Here is a 19,578-nt window from a genome sequence, read left to right as displayed (position 1 = left end):
TTTCTCCTTTGTTTTTGATATATTTAAACCAATTCTATGTCCTTTTCTTTTCCTATTTGTTTTAAGATTTCTTCTATTATCTTATGTTCTGTATTTCTAGAATTTCTAATTTTACACATAAATCTTAAAGTTAAAGTGATTTTTCCTTCTGCTATAGAAGTGTATATGGTATGGGATAAATTTTGATAATATATAGGATGTTTTTTAGAAGCTATATTCAGTGATTCCTTCACATCTCCTTCTATATCTCCCAAAATAGAATCTGCCACTTTATTCATTATTTCTTTAGTCTTTTCCCAATTACTTTTAAGAGTTATATTTATCTCTATTTCATTCCAAGTAAATGGGAAATCTCCAGTTTCATTTATTACCTCTGTGGTAATAAGTTTTATATTAGGTATATAAACAAATCTTCCAGTACTTTGTCCATATATTTTGTTAGTTTTAGTTACTTCTATTATAGTAGTGTAAAACCAATCTATTTCTACTACGTCACCAATATTATCATCTATTTTTATTCTATCTCCAACTTTAAAGGGTTTGTGTGAGTTAATTATAACCCATCCTAAAAAGTTTGATACTAAATCTTTAAAAGCAAAAGCCATACCTGCTGAAAATAATCCTAAAAAAGTTAATATATCTTTAGATTCATAAACCCAAATAGGGATTAGAAAAACTAGAAAAAGAACTTTATTGATAAAGGATACTTGTTTTTTTAATTTTATAGTTCTTTCAGAACTTAAGTTAGCTTTTTCTATAGATTTATATATAAATCTATAGATTAGATAAAATACAATCAAAAGCATAATTGATACTATAAATTTAGGAACTGTTCCTACATATTTAAATTTTAAACTTATAGACTTAAACACTGAGGTCAACTTTGATAAAATATCTTCCATAATATAAAGTGTACCCCCTTTATCTACTCTTCCTTTTTATCCAATTCTTCTATTATAAATTTATCAAAATATATATCTTCCATAAAATTATCTTCATTAAAAGTAGTTTTGTTCATTCTTTCAAATTCTTTATAATTTGTAGGTAGCCAATAGGGATTGGAGATATCCAACCTATTGCATATTTCTTTTATACAAATTTCTAAATCTTTTTCATATTCTTTTTGTGAATTAGAAACTACTATTTCTTCTTGAATCATTTTATTATCTTTCATGAGTTTTCCCCATATTCTTGGCATATTATTCCTCTCTTTCTGTAAGTTATGTATAAATACAATAATAAAGTACATATTACCTTCTGTAAAGTTTTATTATAATAAAAAATAAGTAAAATAACTTTAAATTATCTTAAGCTATCTTACTTATATTATCATAAATTTTTAAATTTTAAACTGTGAAACATATAAATTATGATAGAATCCTTCATCTTCCATTAGGGTTTCATGATTTCCTCTTTCTATAATTTCACCATTTTTTATAACTAATATTTTATCTGCTTCTTCTATAGTCTTTAGTCTATGAGCTATTACAAAGCTAGTTCTACCTTTCATAAGATTTTTTAACCCCTTTTGTATTTGAAGTTCTGTTCTAGTATCTATATTACTAGTTGCTTCATCAAGAATTAATATATCTGGATTAGAAAGTATTACTCTAGCTATAGATAAAAGCTGTCTTTGGCCATGACTTAAATTTTCACCTTGAGATGTTACAATAGTATCATATTTTTTTGGTAAATGCTTTATAAAAGAGTGAGCATTGGCAAGTTTTGCAGCTTCTATTATTTCTTCATCTGTAGCATCTAGCCTTCCATATCTTATATTGTCTTTTATTGTTCCAGAAAATAAATAGTTATCTTGAAGAACCACTCCTACTCTTCTTCTTAGGGATTTTATACTATATTCCTTTATATCTAAATTGTCTATTTTTATATTTCCATCATTTATATCATAAAATCTTGTTAATAGATTTATTATAGTTGTTTTTCCTGAACCTGTTGGTCCAACTAAAGCTATAGTTTCCCCTGGATTACATTGAAAATTTATATTTTTTAATACTGGTGTATATTCTTTATATGAAAAGTTTACATTTGTAAAATCTACTTCTCCCTTCAGAGTTTCTATTTTAACTGCACTATCCTTATCTTGTATATCTGGTACTTCATCTATAATTTCAAAAACTCTTTCTCCTCCAGCTATAGCTGATTGTATTGTATTATATAAGCTAGCTAGTTGATTTAAAGGTCTTGAGAATTGTCTTGAATAGTTTACAAAGCTTGCAATTATACCTACAGTTGCCATACCCTTTAGGGTTAAAACTCCTCCTACAGCTACTACTAATGCAAAACCTAAATTGTTTATAAAATTCATAAGTGGACGCATTGCACCAGATAATATTTCTGCTGTAGTAGTTGTTGTTCTTAACTTATTATTTTTTTCTTCAAATTTATTAAATACATATTCTTCTCTACTAAATAGGGTTATTATATCCTGTCCTCCAATAGTTTCTTCTATTAACCCATTTAAGTCTCCTAAAGATTCTTGTCTTTCTATAAAAGATTTTTTTGTTAATCTTCCTAAGTATTTAGTTATAAAAAACATAATAGGGATTATTATGAATGTGGCTAAAGCCATAATTGGATTTAAAAGAAACATGGCCACTGTAACTCCTATTATTGTTAATATACTTGAAAGTATTTGTATAACACTTTGAGTTAGAGCATTATTTAAATTATCAATATCATTAGTAGCTCTACTCATAATGTCCCCATGGGCATTGTTGTCGAAGAATTTTAAAGATAATTTTTGCAGCTTTGAAAATAATTCTGCCCTTATATCTTTTATTGTTCTTTGGGATACTATAACCATTATATAGGTTTGAAGCCATGTAAATATAGCAGTTAACACATATATTATAGCTAATATTAATATTATCTTTATAGCTCCTGGTACATCTTTAACCGAAATATAATCATCAATAGCTACTCCTATAAAATAAGGTCCTAGAACCCCTAGTACAGATGTTATTAGAACTAATAACATAACTGTCCACAGAGCCTTTTTGTTTTCTTTTTTTAAATATTCCCAAATTCTTTTTACTGTACCTTTAGTATTTTTTGCCTTTTTAACAGGTCGAAAGGCATTTTTTCTTTTAGACATTTTGTTCCTCCTTTCCACCTTGAGAAAGGTAAATTTCTTTATATACATCACAATTTTTTAGTAATTGTTCATGAGTTCCACACCCTACTAATTCACCATCATCTAATACAAGTATCATATTGTAATTAATTATAGAGGATATTTTTGAAGCAATCATAAATGTAGTAGTTTTACTAAATTGCTCTCCTATAGATTTTTTAATAATTTTTTCAGACTCAGCATCTACTGCACTAGTTGAATCATCTAAAATTAATATAGATGGATGCCTTACTAATGCTCTTGTTATAGATAATCTTTGTTTTTGTCCTCCTGATAGATTTGTAGCCTTTTGTGTTAATTCATAATTAAATCCACCTTCAAATTTATCTATAAATTCCATAGCACAAGCTGCTTTTGCTGACTTTATCATTTCATCTAATGTAGCATCTTCTTTACCATATTTAATATTTTCTTCTATAGTTCCAGAAAACAATAATGCCTTTTGTGGTACCATACCTATAGATTTTCTTAAAGAAGAAAGTTTTATATCTTTAATGTTCACTCCATCTATTAATATTTCTCCATCACTTACGTCATAAAGCCTTGATATAAGTTTTACTAAAGTAGATTTACCACTGCCAGTAGAGCCTATTATGCCTACCTTACTTCCAGCCTTCACCTTAAAATTTATGTTCTTAAGAACTAAATCATCATCTCTATTATAACTATAAGATACATCCTTAAATTCTACTTCTCCTTTTATATTGTCAAGTTCTTTTGCATCAATACTATCTTTTATTGTTATTTCTGTATCTAATATCTCCATAGCTCTTTCCATGGAAGGAAAAGCTCTTGTTATGTGTATAAATATCATACCTATCATCATTAAAGACATTAAAATTTGAAGAAGATAATTTAAAAATGCCATAATCTGTCCTATTTGAATTGTACCTTTATTTACATTAACAGCTCCAATCCATAGCGTTGCTATCATAGCTCCGTTAATTATTAAACTCACTATTGGAATCAAAATAGATATTAGCTGCATTGCATCTATATTTTTTAAAGTTAAGTTTTCATTTACTTTTTCAAATTTTTCTATTTCATGATCCTCTCTTACAAAAGCTTTTACAACTCTTATGCCAGATAAATTTTCTTGTATAGATGTATTTACTCTATCTAAAGCTTCTTGAACTTTTTTAAATAAATTTCCTACTCTTTTTCCCAAAACCATTGTAACTACAAGAATTAATGGAATAACTACCAAAAGTATTGGTGATAATTCATAAGTACTTGTAAGTACCATTACTATACTTCCTATAAATAAAAGAGGTGCTCTTACAACTACTCTAAGCATCATCATTATTGCCATTTGTATGCTGTTTACATCGTTGGTTAATATAGTTATTAATTTACCGCTTTGGAATCTATCTATATTTTCACCTGAAAATTTTTGAATTTTTTTGTATAAATCCCTTCTTAAATCTGTAGATAAATTTACTCCTGCTTTTGTGGAAAATATTATACACATAACACCACCAAAAAGACCTAAAAAAGCAATTAATATCATAAGAGATCCTGTTTTTAATACATAGGTAAAATCTCTATTAGCTATACCTATATCTATAATATTTTGCATAAGCCTTGGTTGATATAAATCCATAACTACTTCTAAAACCATAAAAAGTGGCCCCATAATAGCTAAAAATGTATATGGCTTTAAGTATGCAAATATTCTTTTTAGAGATGCCATATTACCTCATTTCCTTTCCTTTTAAATTATTATATATTTTTCCCAATATATTGCTAAAAATATCCTTTTCTTTTTTAGAAAGACCTTCAAAACAACTTTCTTCAAAGTCTTTATAAGCTATTTTTATAGTATCTATCATTTCATAAGCTTTATTAGTTAAATATATTCTACTTATTCTTAGGTCTTTTTCGTCATCCTTTTTTTCTACAAAACCTGCTGCTTCAAGTCTTTTTACCATTTTAGTTATAGTTGCTGGCGCTGTACATAGCTTATTACATAATTCCTTTTGAGTAAGCCCCTCATTTTTACAAAGAATAAAAAGCAAAGCAGGTTGCCCTCTATAAAGTCCTATTTTATTTAGCTCTTCTTCTAATCTTTTAAAAGTTAATCCACAAACCTTTAAATGATTTATAATTAGACTATTTTCTATATCCATATACTTCCTCCATTATTTAGCCGGCTAATAAATTTCATAGTAATTATTATATTCAATAGTTTTATAAATGTAAATAGACTTTTTTAATTAACAGCTAGTAATTAATAGTAAATAGCCAATGTAGAAATTCCTTAAAGGGATTTGTTTAAATTGAAAAAACCCTTACATATTAATGCGTAAGGGCTTTATTAGTGTTGTAAATTATTTAAAAGTATTTACAAAAATTTATTATTTTCTTAACATAATTTGATATACTAGTTTTGCAGTATTGTTTAAATTTTCTATAGTTATATATTCTTCTGTAGTATGAACCTTTGCCATGCCTGTAGCTAGATTTACTGCTTTTATGCCATTTCCGTTAAATACATTGGCATCACTTCCACCACCAGAGGCTGCTGGTTGAAAGTTTACTCCTATTTCTTCACAAGCTTTCTTAACTATTTGAACTGTTTCATCTTCTACATCTAAATTAACAGGATCATAACTATGAGTTACATCTATATCAACAGTTACTCCAAATTTTCCTGCTGCTTTATTGAAACATTCTACCATATGTTCTGTTTGTTTCTTCAATTTATCTTTATTTATGCTTCTAGCTTCTGCTTTTATTTCTACTTCTGGACAAACTATATTAGTTGCTTTACCACCTTCAATAATACCTACATTTGCTGTAGTTTCTTCATCTATTCTAAGAAGTTTCATATTGCTAATAGCTTCTGCTGCTACTTGTATTGCACTTATTCCTTCTTCTGGTGCTACCCCCGCATGAGCTGCTTTTCCATTTACTTTTACATTTATTTTATCTTGTGCTGGAGCTTTTATTATTACCTTACCAACATCTCCACCACTATCTAATATAAATGCTTTTTTAGATTTTATTTTTGAATAATCTGCATTCTTAGATCCTTTTAAACCAATTTCTTCACAAATAGTAAATACTACTTCTATAGGACCATGAGATATGTTGTTTTCTTTAATTGTTTTTATAGCTTCAAGTACAGAAACTATTCCTGACTTATCATCTCCACCTAATATTGTATCGCCACTGCTATAGATAACTCCATCTTTAATAACTGGCTTTACACCTATACCTGGAGTTACAGTATCCATGTGACAACTAAATAATATTGGTTCTATATCTAAATCACCTTTTAAATATCCATAAACACTAGTTCCATTAGAACCTACTTTTTCTCCGGTGTTATCTGTAGAAACTTCCATACCTAATTCTTTCATATCTCTTATAAGAGTTTCCATCATTTCTTTTTCATTTAGACTTTCACTGTCTATTTGAACATACTCCAAGAATTTATCTAACAATCTTTCTTCTTTTATCATTTCCTACCTCCTATGATGAATTCTAAAATTGCATTTTTTTAATTTTCTTAATATATTTATACTATCATTTACCACATTATTTATCAATTATATAAAAAAATTTTTCTATAATATAATTTGATTTTAGTGGAATACTATTTGTAAATAGGATAAATATCTATATTATAGAAAGGGGTTTTTTAACTATGGCTCTTACAAGTAAAGAACAGGCATACATTGAAGATAATCTAAATGCTGAATACTTATGTATAAGAAAGTATGAACAGTATGCATCAATTGCAGCTGATCAACAATTAAAACAAATGTTTACGGATCTCGCAAATAAAGAACGTAAACACGCAGATACTCTTAAAGGAATGCTTTCTGGCAGCAATATAACTCCACAAAATATCTTTGAAAGTTATAATAGTCCTGCCGGTGACCAATCTAATATTCAAAGTAGTCTTGGTATTACAGATGCTCAATTGTTAAATGATGCTTTAGCTACTGAAAAACATGTATCAAGCACCTATAATACATCTGTTTTAGAATCTATGGATCCTAATATAAGAAAGCAACTTCAACATATTCAAAAAGAAGAACAAGATCATGCCCAGACCCTCTTTAATGCAATGCATTCACGAGGATGGTATGAAGTATAATAAAATAGGAGATAGGCTTTAAATATAAAAGCCTATCTCCTATTTTTATTATTTTATTAAAGCATTTTCATTTATATTACTTAATTTTATTAGATGTAATGCATCCTTTGCTGTTATTTCTGACAATAATTCTAGCTTGTCTATGTATTTTAGTATTCCTTCACTTACATGTATCTTTCCTGAATGATTTTTTACTCTCTCTATAAATTCTTTTACATTTTCTACACCTACTTTATAGTCGAAAACAGAAAATACTTTAAATTTAAAGAATTCCAAGTAAATGTCCTTAGTATTTTCCCATTCTTCAAAAGTATTTACATTAGCAACTACTATTTTAATTATATTGTCTATTATTTTATTTATACTTTCTATATTTTCTTCGTATACAAAACTTATAGAATCTATTTCAACAAAGCAATTGGCAAGTTCTTTCATCATTGAATTTACTATACTTTCAACTTCACTTTCTTCAAATAAGAAGTGAAGTTTTGTAAAACTTTTATTATTGTAAAATCTTCCTTTAAAATATGCTATAAAATCTTCAAAATCCTCAGCATTATTACCTAATTCTATTTCAAAAAGCATTTTAAAAAATATATTCCATTGAAAATCCTTATTTATAGAATTTAGCATAACATCTCCTATGATTCCACAAAACTCGTCTTCTATACAAATTTGTCTTTCAAATTTTATTTTTTCCGTAAAATTCATTTCATTTTTACCAATTTCATTTAATCTAGATAGAGTTTTTAGCAAAGTTTGATTGTATTCTTCTAAATTTTCCGCATTATTTGTTCTAAATATGTATTTCATTATAACATCACAGGATCTTCTAAAGTCTACAATCAAACCTATATGATTTCTCATTTTTGTAGAAAAAATATCATAAATTATTTTAGCCATCATCATTTCTAACTGTGCTTTTCTAATTGTAGGATCTATGGTATTAAGTTGATTAACCTGTTTATAAATAAGTAATAGCTGATTATCTATCATAGATAGATTTTTCTTAATAGATCCCATTATATTTTTAAAGAAGTCATCTACTAACATATAATTATTATTTTTATATATTACTTTATGCTCTATTTCACCCCAAAATATATTAACTAGGGATTTTATTTGAAGTTCAAAATTAAACCTTTTGTCATCATATTGGTAAAAACCATCTATTCTAAATATTTCAAACCCATTTCTTTGTTGTTGAGGTTGTTCTCCTGTTAAATCCAATTTTATATTTTCATTTATTTCATTATAATAATATCCATTCTCATCTTTTTTGTTAAAATTATTTTTAATTTTTTCATATATATTATTTTCATCTTCAATAAATCTGCACTCAATTCTTATACCTATTAGGTCTGAAAGATTTTTAAATAATTCTTCTGGTGATTTATATTTTTTATAATAATTATTTCTTATTATCTTTTCTTTAAGACTTTTAGATGATTTAACTCTAGAATTTACATTTAAAAATCCTCCATCTTCACCTTCTAGTGATTCCTCAAAGTATATCTCTATTTCTTTACAAACTTTTTCTAAATCTTCCTGTAAATCTTCTAAATGTTCAAGGGATTTATCAATAAATTGAAACATTCTCAGTTCCATAAGCTTCCTCCTAATTATAACAATATATAGCAAAATATTTATTTCCAATATAAGTTTACCATATTAAGCATAGAATTAGGAAAATCAATAAAAAATTTAACAAAAATTATACTTTTATAAGTTTTTAATCTACATAAAAATAGGATAACCTTTTTTTGGTTAGCCTATTGAAAAGTTAATGATGTATTTTATTTTTCCCAAGGATTTTTTTCAGGTTCTGCACCAAAATATTGATAATAATAACATTTTATTCTTCCATTATACAATTTTCTATTCTTGTCTGATTTTTCACCAAAACATTTTTCAAAATCTTCATAAGAAGTAATTACAAAGTAGGACCAGTCTTTTAATTGTTGAAATACTTCTCCCATATCTTTGTATAAATTTTCTATTTCTTTGGCATTTCCCATTCTCTCACCATAAGGTGGATTTGTTATTATAAATCCATATCTTTTTTTATTTCTAAATTCCTTCATGTCCATTCTTTGAAAGGCTATATAATCTGCAACACCAGCTTTTTCAGCATTATCTCTAGCTGTTTTTAATACTCTTCCATTTATATCTGACGCTAATATTCTAAATTCCTTATCATTAATTGAATTCCTAGCATATTTTCTCATGTCTTCCCACAGCTTTTTAGGTATTATATCCCAACCTTCTGATACAAAACTTCTATTAATACCTGGTGCTATGTTTTTTCCTATCATAGCCGCTTCTATAGCTATAGTTCCTGATCCACAGAATGGATCTGCTAATATTCTAGAAGGTTCCCATTTGCTTAAAAGCACTAACGCTGCTGCTAAGGTTTCCTTTAATGGAGCTTCTCCTGCAAATTCTCTATACCCTCTTTTATGTAATCCAGGTCCTGTAGTATCTAAAGTTAAAGTTACTATGTCCTTTAAAATAGCCACTTCTATTTTATAGGTAGCTCCATTCTCTGGAAATACTTCCTTATTATATTTCCTTTTCATGCTTTCAACTACTGCTTTTTTGGTTATTGATTGACAATCTGGAACACTAAAAAGCTTTGATTTTACAGACTTTCCTACCACATGCATAAAGCCTGTTTCTGGAATAATATCTCCCCATTCTACTTTTAATGTTCCTTGAAATAATTCTTCAAAACTTTCTGCTTTAAATTCTGCCATTTTTATAAGTACTCTATCTGCTGTTCTAAGCCACATATTGCAAGTGACTATATCCATTTCACTTCCCTGAAAGGTTACTTTTCCGTTTTCTATAGTTAAATCATCATAACCTAATTCTCTTAGCTCATCAGCTACTACTTTTTCTAATCCAAAAGTAGCAGTTGCAATTAATGTATACTCCATATTTTTTCTCTCCCATATACCTTAGATTTTATTCTATTATAAGTATATCTTATTTTTATAGTTTTAACCTAAGAAATTTGTTTCATATCATCATCTAATATAAGTTCTTCAGACATTTCTTTTTTAAATTGTTTTTTTAGCCAAATAGCCATTATTAAAGTTTCTAAAAAAGCTAATCCATCTGCTGCAGTTTGGCAAAATATTACACCATTTAGTCCCATAAATTTTGGTAATATATATATTAATGGAATATAAAATATGCCCTGTCTAGAAATAGATAATATAAAAGCTCCTGTTGCCTTTCCTAGAGCTTGAAACAATACTGCATAAGTATTTACATACCCAAATAAAGGGAATAGCAAACTTGCCGCTCTAAATGCTTTTATTCCTATGTCTATAACTTCTTTATCTCTTGTAAATATAATCATACATTCTCTTGCAAAAATTATAAATAAAAGGGATGTTATTACAGCGGCTATAGTACTCCATTTAATAGATATTTTTATGGATTCTTCTAATCTAGTAAAATTTTTAGCTCCATAATTATATCCTGCAACTGAATGTGTTTTTACCTCCCTAGACTTTTCCAATGTTCATAGGCTGCATTTAATTCTACTAGGGCTAATCCCTTATCTTTAGCCATAATAGCTCCTTTAAGACGAGCTAAACTTGCCTCCAGTTCGTTCATTTCAGCTCTTTCTGAACTAAATTGTATTCTTTTTACAACTTTATCCCAAGCTTTCTCTAGCTTTTCTCTATTTTTATCAGCTTCTACCCAATTTTCTTTATTAACATCTTCTATAACTATTTCTATAAAACCTACTATATCATCATCCTTGCCCATAGGTTTTTTGAAATAATTGCCACTAAGCATAACTAATATAAAAATAATTAATGTAGCAGTAGGAATACCTACAGCTAAAAATTTTTTCATTCTATCACTTTTCATAATATCACCCTTTTTACTATTATAATGGTCCTTTATAAGTGCCATCACGTGTTGAATTTTCATTTTTAATAGAATCGTTATATTTATCTACATAAAAATTCCCCGTATTATCTAATGTAGCTAAGAATACTTCTGATGGATCTTTTATATTTCGTTTTTTAAGTTCTTTTTTTAGCCATTTTTGATCTTTATTAAACCATTTTAAATTTTTTTCAATAATTAAACCATCATAAATTATTTCTATGGTTATATCTGATGGAGAAGGCGATACATTCATATCTTTAGGTGTTACAGGTTGATATTCTTCCTTTTTAAGCACAGAAATTTGACCATTAGGTTCTATTAGTGCAAACTTAACCTGCTTTAAATCAAATATATCTTTATTTCTAAGAAGTTGCAGAATATCTGCTGCTCTATATTTCATTGTTTTTAATGCTTCTTCCATTATTTTACCATTAACAATTACAATTGTAGGTTCCCCATCTATGTATTTAGCCATGGTTCTTTGTTTCAATGTTATAAGTTGCATTATATATCCAAGTACTGCCCAACTTATAAGAGCAACCCAATGGGGCCATGCTCTGGTTGATAAATCCGTACTTAAAGTACTAGCTGTAGAGCCTATTGTAATTCCTAATACATACTCAAAAAATGTAAGTTGACTTAATTGTTGCTTTCCTAAAACTCTAGCAAAAATGAGAAGAGAAAAAAAACCTATAATAGACCTAACTGCCACTACTAAACCTTCATTCATTTGCATTTTCCCCTTTCTATTTCTTACATATATTATCCAACAAAATTCTATAATTATACTAAGTTACACTAAAATACTGATAAAAAGTAGGCTATCTAGATAATATTATCTAGATAGCCTATTTTTATTAATTAAACCTTATTCTAAGAACATTTTCATGTCATCTTCTACATTTGTTATTCCGCCTATTCCAAAGTTTTCTACTAAAACATTAGCTACATTTGGGGATAGGAATGCTGGTAATGTTGGTCCTAAGTGAATATTTTTTACTCCTAAGTGTAATAATGCCAGTAATACTATTACAGCTTTTTGCTCATACCAAGCTATATTATAGGATATTGGTAATTCATTTACATCATCTAGTTCAAATACTTCTTTTAATTTTAATGCTATTAATGCTAATGAATAAGAATCATTACATTGTCCTGCATCTAGTACTCTTGGAATTCCTCCAATGTCTCCTAAGTTTAATTTATTATATTTGTATTTAGCACAACCTGCTGTTAATATTACTGTATCCTTTGGAAGTTTTTGAGCAAATTCTGTATAATAGTTTCTTGATTTAGCTCTTCCATCACATCCAGCCATAACAAAGAATCTCTTTATTGCTCCAGTTTTTACTGCTTCTACTACTTTATCTGCTAATTGGAATACTTGGTTATGTGCAAATCCACCTACTATTTCTCCTTTTTCAATTTCTGTTGGCGCTGCACATTTTTTAGCATGTTCAATTATTTGTGAAAAATCTTTTTGTCCCTTTTCATCTGCATCTATATGTTTTAATCCTGGGAAGCCAACTACCCCTGTAGTATAAACTCTATCCTTATATGAATCCTTTGGTGGAACTAAACAGTTTGTTGTCATAAGTATTGGGCCATTAAATTTTTCAAATTCTTCTGTTTGCTTCCACCAAGCATTTCCATAGTTTCCTGCAAAGTGTGAATACTTTTTAAATGCTGGATAATAGTGTGCTGGTAGCATTTCACTATGAGTATAAATGTCTACCCCTGTCCCCTCTGTTTGCTCTAATAATTGTTCCAAATCTCTTAGGTCATGTCCACTTATTAATATAGCTGGATTGTTTCTAACTCCTATATTAACTTTAGTGATTTCTGGATTTCCATAAGTTTGGGTATTAGCTTTATCAAGTAATGCCATTCCCTCTACTCCATATTTACCTGTTTCTAAAGTTAAAGCTACTAAATCATCTACTGTTAATGTATCATCTAAAGTTGCAGCTAAAGCTTTGTGCATAAATCCATGTATTTCTTCATTCTCAAAATTTAAATTATGTGCATGCTCTACATAAGCTGCTAATCCTTTTATTCCATAAGTTATTAGTTCTCTTAAAGATCTTATGTCTTCATCTTTTGTTGCTAATACTCCTACTTTTTCAGCTTTCGCATTAAATTCTTCTACATTATCAGCAAACCATGTAGCTGCATCCGGAAGCTTAGTTTCTTCTTCTTTTTTAAGTCCTACAAAAGATAACATTTTATCTAACCAGTTTTTATTTGCATTAGAATTTTCTAGGTTTCCTCCTGCTTTTATAACTTGTTCTTTTAGTTCTTGTCTTAATTCTAATCCTTTTTTGATTCTTTCTATAAATACTTCTCTATCGAAATTAGCATTTGTTATAGTGGAAAATAAACTTTCTACCATAAAGTTATCCACTTCTTTGTTGATAACTCCAACTTCTCTTCCCTTTACTCCATATACTGAAATTCCTTTTAATATATATATTAATAAATCCTGTGACTTTGCTACATCTTCTGTTTTTCCACAAACCCCTCTTACTGTACAACCTTTGCATCCTGCTGCTTCTTGACATTGATAACAAAACATACTCATTATTTTTTTCCTCCTTATATTATATTAAAAATTAATTTGTTTTCTCTTGATTACATTTTAAATTATACTAATTTAATCTGATTTAATCGGTAACAAATGTTACACTTTTAAATAAAAAACAACTGATTTTAAAAACCAGTTGTTTTTTATTAAATTAATTTTTTAATCATTTCCATAGCTGGATCTATAATTTTTATTGAACTTATAGCTTGTAATTCTTCATATAAATAAGGAAAATGAGTACATCCTAAAATAATAGCTTCACAATTATTCTTTATAAAAAAATCTACTATATTCTCTAATGCAAAATTTTTTACAATGTCTTTTGGTGGTAAACTTTTTTCAATAGCATTTACTAAAGGCAAAATACCTATACCTATTACATAGGCCTTAGCATTTACCTTTTGAATAGTTCTTTCTATTCCAAAGGTACTTTGATTATTTGCCGCTAAAACTCCTATGGTATTAAATTGATTAGCCATTTCTCTGTATATTTGTAGGGGCGTTATTATATTTATTTCATATTCTTCTTTAAGTTTATCCATATCTACTGCACCACTTAAAGAATTACAATGAACATATATATTATTTATTTTACTGTCTTTTATTTCTTTTATTTTTTCTATAACTATTTTTTCTAATTTATCTGGATATAAAACCTGAAGTTCTGATTGTTCATCTGGAGTTTTTGAAATAGGATAGGCCTTTGAGTCATATCCTTGACTTTTTAAAAAATCCATTCCCATTTGAGTATCAAAAGGCGTCCCTGCTATTAGTGCAATGTTCATATAAACACATCCTTTATAAAGCAGATTTATATATTTTTAGGACATCATCTTCTTTGAGAGGTTTAAAATCTCCTATTGTACCTCTTCTTGTGGCAGCTTTAGCCATTTTCTCTAATTTTTCTTCTCCTATTCCCACTTCTCTTAGGCTTGATGGTATTCCTAATGATTTAAAATATTCTCTAGTTTTTTCTATTGCTTTATTAGCTATAGCATATTTATCTTCCTTATCATCAATATTCCATACATTTATTCCATATTCCACAAAGTTATCTAATGTACTATCGTCTAAAACATATTCCATCCAATAAGGTGTTAGTATAGCAAGACCTATACCATGAGTTATATCGTAAAAAGCACTTAGTTCATGTTCTATTGGATGCACACTCCATATTGTTTTTTTCCCATAACTTAATATACCATTTATAGCAAGGCTGGATGCCCACATTAAGTTAGCTCTTGCTTCATAATTTTCTGGATCTTCCATAGCTATTTTACCATATTTTATACAAGTTTTAAGTATAGCTTCTGCCATCCTATTTTGAAGATAAGCTTCCTTTGTTTTACTAAAATAATTTTCAAAAGTATGACTCATTATATCTGCAATGCCCGCTGCTGTATGTTTAGGTGGAACAGTAAAAGTATAGGAAGGGTCTAATATAGAAAACTTAGGTGCCATAGCTTCATGATGTGTTCCTAATTTCTCATTAGTTTCTAAATTAGTTATAACTGCTCCTGAATTCATTTCTGACCCTGTAGCAGACAAAGTTAAAATAGTTCCTAGTGGTATTGCATTTTCTATTTTACTAGAATCTAAAACAATATCCCATGGGTCTTTTTCATAATAATAACCTGCTGCTATTACTTTTGAGCAATCTATACTACTTCCTCCCCCTACTGCTAATATAAAATCTATATTATTTTCTCTACAGATTTTAATACCTGATCTAACGGTAGTTATCCTTGGATTAGGTTCTACACCAGATAGTTCCCAAAAATTTATATTATTCTCTTTAAATATTTTGACTATTTCATCATATATACCATTTTTCTTTATACTTCCCCCACCATAAACTAATAGCACATTGTTTCCATATTTTTTTACTTCTTTTCCTAAAACCTCTATTTGTCCTTTACCAAAAAATATTTTAGTAGGTATAGAATAATTAAAATTTAACATATTTTAATTCCCCTTTCTTTTTAATAATTGTAGGTTATTTATAATTTTACTATATATAATATGTAAAAGTAAAATTTTTCAATACAAATCCTCCCAAGAAATTCTGGGAGGATTTATTTCTTTTATTTAATATTTTTTATAGCTTCTTCTGCAAATTTTGTAGTAACTATTTTATCATAAGGGGCTTTTTTATCCAGTTCTTTTGCTAATTCCATTACATCCATTAGTCTGTTTAAACTTTCCTCTTTTAATATAGGATTTTCACACCAAGCATCTATAGATTTATATCTATCAACAACAACTATTAAGTCTTCCATTTTTATATCTGTAAAATATGGTGATATAGATTTTGCTATATCTTCTGAGCTTTTATTTTGAACATATAGTTGTCCTTTATATATAGCATTAGTAAATTTTTGAATTATTTCTGGATTTTTATCTATATATGTGTTTGTAGCACAATAAGCTGTATATGGAATCTCACCAGATTCCTCACCTATAGATGCTACTATATATGCTTTATTATCTTTTTCTAAAGCTGTTGCTACAGGTTCAAATAAAGTTACATAATCTCCTTCTCCAGCAATAAAGGCTCCACTCATTACATTAAATTGTACATCTGTTCTTACATTTACTTCTCCTTTATTAGTATTTTTTCCTATATTTAATCCCTTATTCTTTATAACATATTCTAAAGTCATTTCAGGCATTCCGCCTTTTCTTCCTCCAATTACCTCTTTACCTTTTAAGTTTTCAAATTTAAAATCTTCTTCTTTTTCTCTTCCAACTAAAAAACTTCCATCTCTTTTGGTAACTTGTGCAAAGTTTATAGCATAATCTTTACTTTCTTGATTATAAACGTATATTGATGCTTCTGGTCCCATAAAACCTATGTCTACTTCTCCTGAAATAAGAGCTGCCATAGTTTTATCTGCTCCTTGAGCTGCTATAAGCTCTATATCTAATCCTTCCTCCTCAAAAAATCCTTCACTTAGTGCAACATATTGTGGTGCATAAAAAACTGAGTGCGTAACCTCTGCAACTTTTAATTTAGTTTTTGTCTCTTCTTTAGAACATCCAGTAAAACCTAATGCAGTCATTGTAATACAAGTTAATATTAATAATATTTTTTTTATATTATTCATGGTTTCACCCTTCTTTATATTTTTTTTCTATTATATTTACAATTTGATACATAACTAAAGCACAAACTGCTAAAACAGCTACTCCCATCATAACTAGATCTAGTTTAAACACTTGTCCTCCATATACTATTAAATATCCAATACCATATCTAGATACTAGAAATTCTCCTACTATAACTCCTACCCAAGACAAGCCTATGTTTATTTTTACAATATTAATGATATTTCCAATATTAGAAGGCAGTATAAGTTTAGTTAATATTTGTCCTTTAGTTGCTCCAAAGCTCTTTAGCATCTTAATTTTTTCTTCGTCTGCATTTATAAAATAGTTGTATGCAGATAAAATAGTAGTAACTATAGATAATGTTATAGCTATAACAACTATTCCTTTAATGCCGGCACCAGCCCAAACTATTAAAATAGGTGCTAGAGCAGTTTTAGGCAATGCATTTAATACAACTAAAAATGGATCTAAAATTTTAGATACAGTTTCAAACCACCAAAGTAATATAGCTATTAAAATTCCCAATATGGTCCCTATAGTAAATCCTAAAATAGTTTCCCAAAGGGATATGCCTATGTGTCTAAAAAGTTCACCATTTTTTACGTATTCTTTAAAAAGATAATGTATATCTGATGGTTTACTAAATAAAAAGACATCAATTATTTTATTTTTCGCTAGTATCTCCCATTGAAGTAAAAATATTATTAAGATAAATATTTGCCAAAATAGTATCTTTCTTTTTTCATTTTTTTTATTTTTTAAAAATTGTTCATAGGGAGTTAAATCATTATTTCTCATATATATCTAACTCCTTCCATAACACATCGAAATAATCTTTAAATTCTGGTGCTTTACGAGCAGATAAAGGTGCTTTTTCTCCATTAACTGTAAGCTTAATCTCATGTATATTTTTTATATTTGAAGGTCTTTTAGATAGGACTGCAACATAATCTGCCATAGCTATAGCCTCTGATATATCATGAGTTACTAGTATAGTTGTTTTATTTTCTTTTTTTATAATTCTATAGATATCATCACTAACTAAAAGTCTAGTTTGATAATCCAAAGCTGAGAAAGCCTCATCTAAAAGTAAAATATCTGGATCCACTGAAAGAGTTCTTATTAGAGCAACTCTTTGCCTCATTCCTCCAGATAGTTCTTTTGGATACCTATTCCTAAATTCCCAAAGGCCATAAGTTTTCAATAGATGATTTATTTTTTCTATTGATTCATCGTTAAGTTTTTTTTGTATTTCAAGAGCAATAGTTATATTATCAAATATTGTCCTCCACTCTAATAAATTATCCCTTTGGAACATGTACCCTATTTTGCCATTTATATTAACATGACCAGAGGTTGGTTTTAAAAGATTACTTAAAATATTTAAAAGTGTGGATTTACCACAACCTGAAGGTCCTAAAAGGGCTAATATTTTTCCTTCTTCTAATGAAAAACTTAAATCTTTAATAACTTCAAGCTCTCCTTCCAATGTATAAAAACTCATATTTACATTTTTAGCTTCTACTATATTCGACATATGAATATACCACCTCCCAATACACTACTTGCTTGGCAAAATACATTTACTAATTACCCTTATACTATATTATTTTCAATGCCTTATATTTGTGATGATTAAATACAAATATTTAAATTAAAATTATTTCTTAAGTTTTTTGTTAATTTTAATTTATTGTGGTATAATACTAATATAAACTAAATTAAACACTCTAAAGTGTTTTTGACAATAGGAGGTCAATTAATGAAAAACGGAACAGTAAAATGGTTTAATTCAGAAAAGGGTTTTGGATTTATTGAAGTAGAAGGAGAAGATGATGTATTCGTACATTTTACAGCAATACAATCAGATAGCCCAAGAAGAAATCTTGAAGAAGGTGAAAAGGTTCAATTTGAAGTAGAACAAGGACCTAAAGGTCTTCAAGCGTCTAATGTAGTAAAATTATAATTTTATAATTTATGGACTAGAAAATAATACCACCTTTATAAAGGTGGTTTTTACTTACCCTAATTTAAAGGGAATAAAATATATAAAGGAGAATTTTATGGCAAGAAAAAATTTCAGAATGAAAAAAACAATAACAATGAAGAGATTTATTTCTGAGCTAGGACAAAACTTTTCTGATAAAGTTAAATCCAGATTATTAGAATTGGAAATAAGAACCGTTCTGACAAGAAAAGAAGTAGAAAACATACTTGATATAAAGCATGTAGAGCATACAAAATATGATTGTCCAACTGCTTCAAAAAAAGGTTCAACAAAAGGTCAGAAAGAATTTTGCTATGGTAGATTTATTGTAATTGATAACGATTTATATTTTGCTGAAACTTGTATAGAAAATGAATCAGTAATGAAATGTGAAATTGTAGATACTATTTATAATTCTTTAACTAGCCAACAGACTGTATATGAAGATATATCTGCTAAAAAAATAGATGATAGTAATATAGATTATGTTATAGATACCCTCTTATCAGCCTGCCCTGAAGTATCTCAAAGATATAAAGAAATCATGAAAGAAGTAATATCTCGTTCAGAAAACAAACTATCTCATACACTATAATTTGCAACTTATCTATTATAATTATTCCAATACTTTAAAATATTATAATATCATTTATTAAATTTTTATAATATTTAGTAAAAGCAGTCAAGAAATCAATGTTTGTTACATTCCTTGACTGCTTTTA

The 19,578-nt window shown here is 28.0% G+C and carries 19 protein-coding genes and 1 pseudogene; 3 read left to right on the top strand and 17 right to left on the bottom strand.

What is annotated here, in order from left to right:
- Positions 1 to 23 precede the first annotated feature (23 nt).
- From CKV72_RS01340 to CKV72_RS01315, 6 genes are all read right to left on the bottom strand, one after another.
- Positions 24 to 902, bottom strand: coding sequence for a mechanosensitive ion channel family protein (locus CKV72_RS01340; RefSeq protein WP_089865653.1), 879 nt, complete (start codon positions 900 to 902; stop codon positions 24 to 26).
- A 23-nt stretch (positions 903 to 925) separates the two neighbouring features.
- Complete coding sequence (locus CKV72_RS01335; RefSeq protein WP_089865650.1) at positions 926 to 1,198, bottom strand: hypothetical protein; 273 nt, start codon at positions 1,196 to 1,198, stop codon at positions 926 to 928.
- A gap of 141 nt (positions 1,199 to 1,339) precedes the next feature.
- Positions 1,340 to 3,115 (bottom strand): ABC transporter ATP-binding protein, encoded by a 1,776-nt coding sequence (locus tag CKV72_RS01330; protein ID WP_114648735.1) that lies wholly within the window; start codon positions 3,113 to 3,115, stop codon positions 1,340 to 1,342.
- Complete coding sequence (locus CKV72_RS01325; protein WP_095177233.1) at positions 3,108 to 4,847, bottom strand: ABC transporter ATP-binding protein; 1,740 nt, start codon at positions 4,845 to 4,847, stop codon at positions 3,108 to 3,110. Before CKV72_RS01325 ends, CKV72_RS01330 begins: the two co-directional genes overlap by 8 nt.
- A gap of 1 nt (position 4,848) precedes the next feature.
- Positions 4,849 to 5,283, bottom strand: coding sequence for a MarR family winged helix-turn-helix transcriptional regulator (locus CKV72_RS01320; protein ID WP_089865640.1), 435 nt, complete (start codon positions 5,281 to 5,283; stop codon positions 4,849 to 4,851).
- A gap of 228 nt (positions 5,284 to 5,511) precedes the next feature.
- Entirely contained in the window at positions 5,512 to 6,621 is a 1,110-nt protein-coding gene (locus tag CKV72_RS01315; RefSeq protein ID WP_089865636.1) for a M20/M25/M40 family metallo-hydrolase, read from the bottom strand.
- 185 nt (positions 6,622 to 6,806) lie between these two features.
- On the opposite strand from CKV72_RS01315, the gene CKV72_RS01310 reads away from it, so the two are divergent.
- Positions 6,807 to 7,262: a spore coat protein gene (locus CKV72_RS01310; RefSeq protein WP_089865633.1), complete on the top strand. Its 456-nt coding sequence runs from the start codon at positions 6,807 to 6,809 to the stop codon at positions 7,260 to 7,262.
- Positions 7,263 to 7,310: 48 nt separating this feature from the next.
- On the opposite strand, the gene CKV72_RS01305 is transcribed toward CKV72_RS01310, so the two are convergent.
- The 11 genes and pseudogenes from CKV72_RS01305 to CKV72_RS01255 form a co-directional block, all read right to left on the bottom strand.
- On the bottom strand, positions 7,311 to 8,870 hold the full coding sequence (locus tag CKV72_RS01305) for a GTP pyrophosphokinase (protein ID WP_095177232.1): 1,560 nt from the start codon (positions 8,868 to 8,870) through the stop codon (positions 7,311 to 7,313).
- 188 nt (positions 8,871 to 9,058) lie between these two features.
- The gene (locus CKV72_RS01300) at positions 9,059 to 10,201 is read right to left on the bottom strand and encodes a THUMP domain-containing class I SAM-dependent RNA methyltransferase (protein ID WP_095177231.1); all 1,143 of its coding nucleotides are present in this window, start codon (positions 10,199 to 10,201) and stop codon (positions 9,059 to 9,061) included.
- 68 nt (positions 10,202 to 10,269) lie between these two features.
- A pseudogene (locus CKV72_RS01295) lies at positions 10,270 to 10,758 on the bottom strand (MATE family efflux transporter); the annotation flags it as partial.
- Positions 10,759 to 10,769: 11 nt separating this feature from the next.
- Positions 10,770 to 11,150: a DUF4363 family protein gene (locus CKV72_RS01290; protein ID WP_238056515.1), complete on the bottom strand. Its 381-nt coding sequence runs from the start codon at positions 11,148 to 11,150 to the stop codon at positions 10,770 to 10,772.
- A gap of 19 nt (positions 11,151 to 11,169) precedes the next feature.
- Positions 11,170 to 11,904: a DUF421 domain-containing protein gene (locus CKV72_RS01285; RefSeq protein WP_089865619.1), complete on the bottom strand. Its 735-nt coding sequence runs from the start codon at positions 11,902 to 11,904 to the stop codon at positions 11,170 to 11,172.
- Positions 11,905 to 12,042: 138 nt separating this feature from the next.
- On the bottom strand, positions 12,043 to 13,755 hold the full coding sequence (hcp, locus tag CKV72_RS01280; RefSeq protein ID WP_095177229.1) for a hydroxylamine reductase: 1,713 nt from the start codon (positions 13,753 to 13,755) through the stop codon (positions 12,043 to 12,045).
- 149 nt (positions 13,756 to 13,904) lie between these two features.
- Positions 13,905 to 14,543, bottom strand: coding sequence for an aspartate/glutamate racemase family protein (locus CKV72_RS01275; RefSeq protein ID WP_089867415.1), 639 nt, complete (start codon positions 14,541 to 14,543; stop codon positions 13,905 to 13,907).
- Positions 14,544 to 14,556: 13 nt separating this feature from the next.
- The gene (locus CKV72_RS01270; protein ID WP_089867418.1) at positions 14,557 to 15,720 is read right to left on the bottom strand and encodes an iron-containing alcohol dehydrogenase; all 1,164 of its coding nucleotides are present in this window, start codon (positions 15,718 to 15,720) and stop codon (positions 14,557 to 14,559) included.
- A gap of 122 nt (positions 15,721 to 15,842) precedes the next feature.
- Positions 15,843 to 16,865, bottom strand: a complete 1,023-nt coding sequence (locus tag CKV72_RS01265; protein WP_089867421.1) for an ABC transporter substrate-binding protein — start codon at positions 16,863 to 16,865, stop codon at positions 15,843 to 15,845.
- A 4-nt stretch (positions 16,866 to 16,869) separates the two neighbouring features.
- Positions 16,870 to 17,667 (bottom strand): ABC transporter permease, encoded by a 798-nt coding sequence (locus CKV72_RS01260; protein WP_089867424.1) that lies wholly within the window; start codon positions 17,665 to 17,667, stop codon positions 16,870 to 16,872.
- Positions 17,657 to 18,406 (bottom strand): ABC transporter ATP-binding protein, encoded by a 750-nt coding sequence (locus CKV72_RS01255; RefSeq protein WP_089867428.1) that lies wholly within the window; start codon positions 18,404 to 18,406, stop codon positions 17,657 to 17,659. The genes CKV72_RS01260 and CKV72_RS01255 overlap by 11 nt, the downstream gene beginning before the upstream one ends.
- Positions 18,407 to 18,631: 225 nt before the next feature.
- On the opposite strand from CKV72_RS01255, the gene CKV72_RS01250 reads away from it, so the two are divergent.
- On the top strand, positions 18,632 to 18,835 hold the full coding sequence (locus CKV72_RS01250) for a cold-shock protein (protein ID WP_089867430.1): 204 nt from the start codon (positions 18,632 to 18,634) through the stop codon (positions 18,833 to 18,835).
- Positions 18,836 to 18,932: 97 nt separating this feature from the next.
- Positions 18,933 to 19,451 carry a hypothetical protein gene (locus CKV72_RS01245; protein ID WP_089867433.1) on the top strand — a complete coding sequence of 173 codons (519 nt, stop codon included), beginning with the start codon at positions 18,933 to 18,935 and terminating at the stop codon, positions 19,449 to 19,451.
- The last annotated feature ends 127 nt before the right edge of the window (positions 19,452 to 19,578 follow it).

This window comes from Clostridium cochlearium (assembly GCF_900187165.1).
In the GTDB taxonomy this organism is placed as follows: domain Bacteria; phylum Bacillota; class Clostridia; order Clostridiales; family Clostridiaceae; genus Clostridium_G; species Clostridium_G cochlearium.
The sequence above is the reverse complement of the archived record's forward strand: the minus strand, read 5'-3'. Positions and strand labels throughout refer to the sequence as shown.

Coding starts and splice junctions, on each gene's coding strand:
- CKV72_RS01340 (WP_089865653.1), bottom strand. CDS start 902: ATGGAAGATATTTTATCAAAGTTGACCTCAGTGTTTAAGTCTATAAGT.
- CKV72_RS01335 (WP_089865650.1), bottom strand. CDS start 1,198: ATGCCAAGAATATGGGGAAAACTCATGAAAGATAATAAAATGATTCAA.
- CKV72_RS01330 (WP_114648735.1), bottom strand. CDS start 3,115: ATGTCTAAAAGAAAAAATGCCTTTCGACCTGTTAAAAAGGCAAAAAAT.
- CKV72_RS01325 (WP_095177233.1), bottom strand. CDS start 4,847: ATGGCATCTCTAAAAAGAATATTTGCATACTTAAAGCCATATACATTT.
- CKV72_RS01320 (WP_089865640.1), bottom strand. CDS start 5,283: ATGGATATAGAAAATAGTCTAATTATAAATCATTTAAAGGTTTGTGGA.
- CKV72_RS01315 (WP_089865636.1), bottom strand. CDS start 6,621: ATGATAAAAGAAGAAAGATTGTTAGATAAATTCTTGGAGTATGTTCAA.
- CKV72_RS01310 (WP_089865633.1), top strand. CDS start 6,807: ATGGCTCTTACAAGTAAAGAACAGGCATACATTGAAGATAATCTAAAT.
- CKV72_RS01305 (WP_095177232.1), bottom strand. CDS start 8,870: ATGGAACTGAGAATGTTTCAATTTATTGATAAATCCCTTGAACATTTA.
- CKV72_RS01300 (WP_095177231.1), bottom strand. CDS start 10,201: ATGGAGTATACATTAATTGCAACTGCTACTTTTGGATTAGAAAAAGTA.
- CKV72_RS01290 (WP_238056515.1), bottom strand. CDS start 11,150: ATGAAAAGTGATAGAATGAAAAAATTTTTAGCTGTAGGTATTCCTACT.
- CKV72_RS01285 (WP_089865619.1), bottom strand. CDS start 11,904: ATGAATGAAGGTTTAGTAGTGGCAGTTAGGTCTATTATAGGTTTTTTT.
- hcp (WP_095177229.1), bottom strand. CDS start 13,755: ATGAGTATGTTTTGTTATCAATGTCAAGAAGCAGCAGGATGCAAAGGT.
- CKV72_RS01275 (WP_089867415.1), bottom strand. CDS start 14,543: ATGAACATTGCACTAATAGCAGGGACGCCTTTTGATACTCAAATGGGA.
- CKV72_RS01270 (WP_089867418.1), bottom strand. CDS start 15,720: ATGTTAAATTTTAATTATTCTATACCTACTAAAATATTTTTTGGTAAA.
- CKV72_RS01265 (WP_089867421.1), bottom strand. CDS start 16,865: ATGAATAATATAAAAAAAATATTATTAATATTAACTTGTATTACAATG.
- CKV72_RS01260 (WP_089867424.1), bottom strand. CDS start 17,667: ATGAGAAATAATGATTTAACTCCCTATGAACAATTTTTAAAAAATAAA.
- CKV72_RS01255 (WP_089867428.1), bottom strand. CDS start 18,406: ATGTCGAATATAGTAGAAGCTAAAAATGTAAATATGAGTTTTTATACA.
- CKV72_RS01250 (WP_089867430.1), top strand. CDS start 18,632: ATGAAAAACGGAACAGTAAAATGGTTTAATTCAGAAAAGGGTTTTGGA.
- CKV72_RS01245 (WP_089867433.1), top strand. CDS start 18,933: ATGGCAAGAAAAAATTTCAGAATGAAAAAAACAATAACAATGAAGAGA.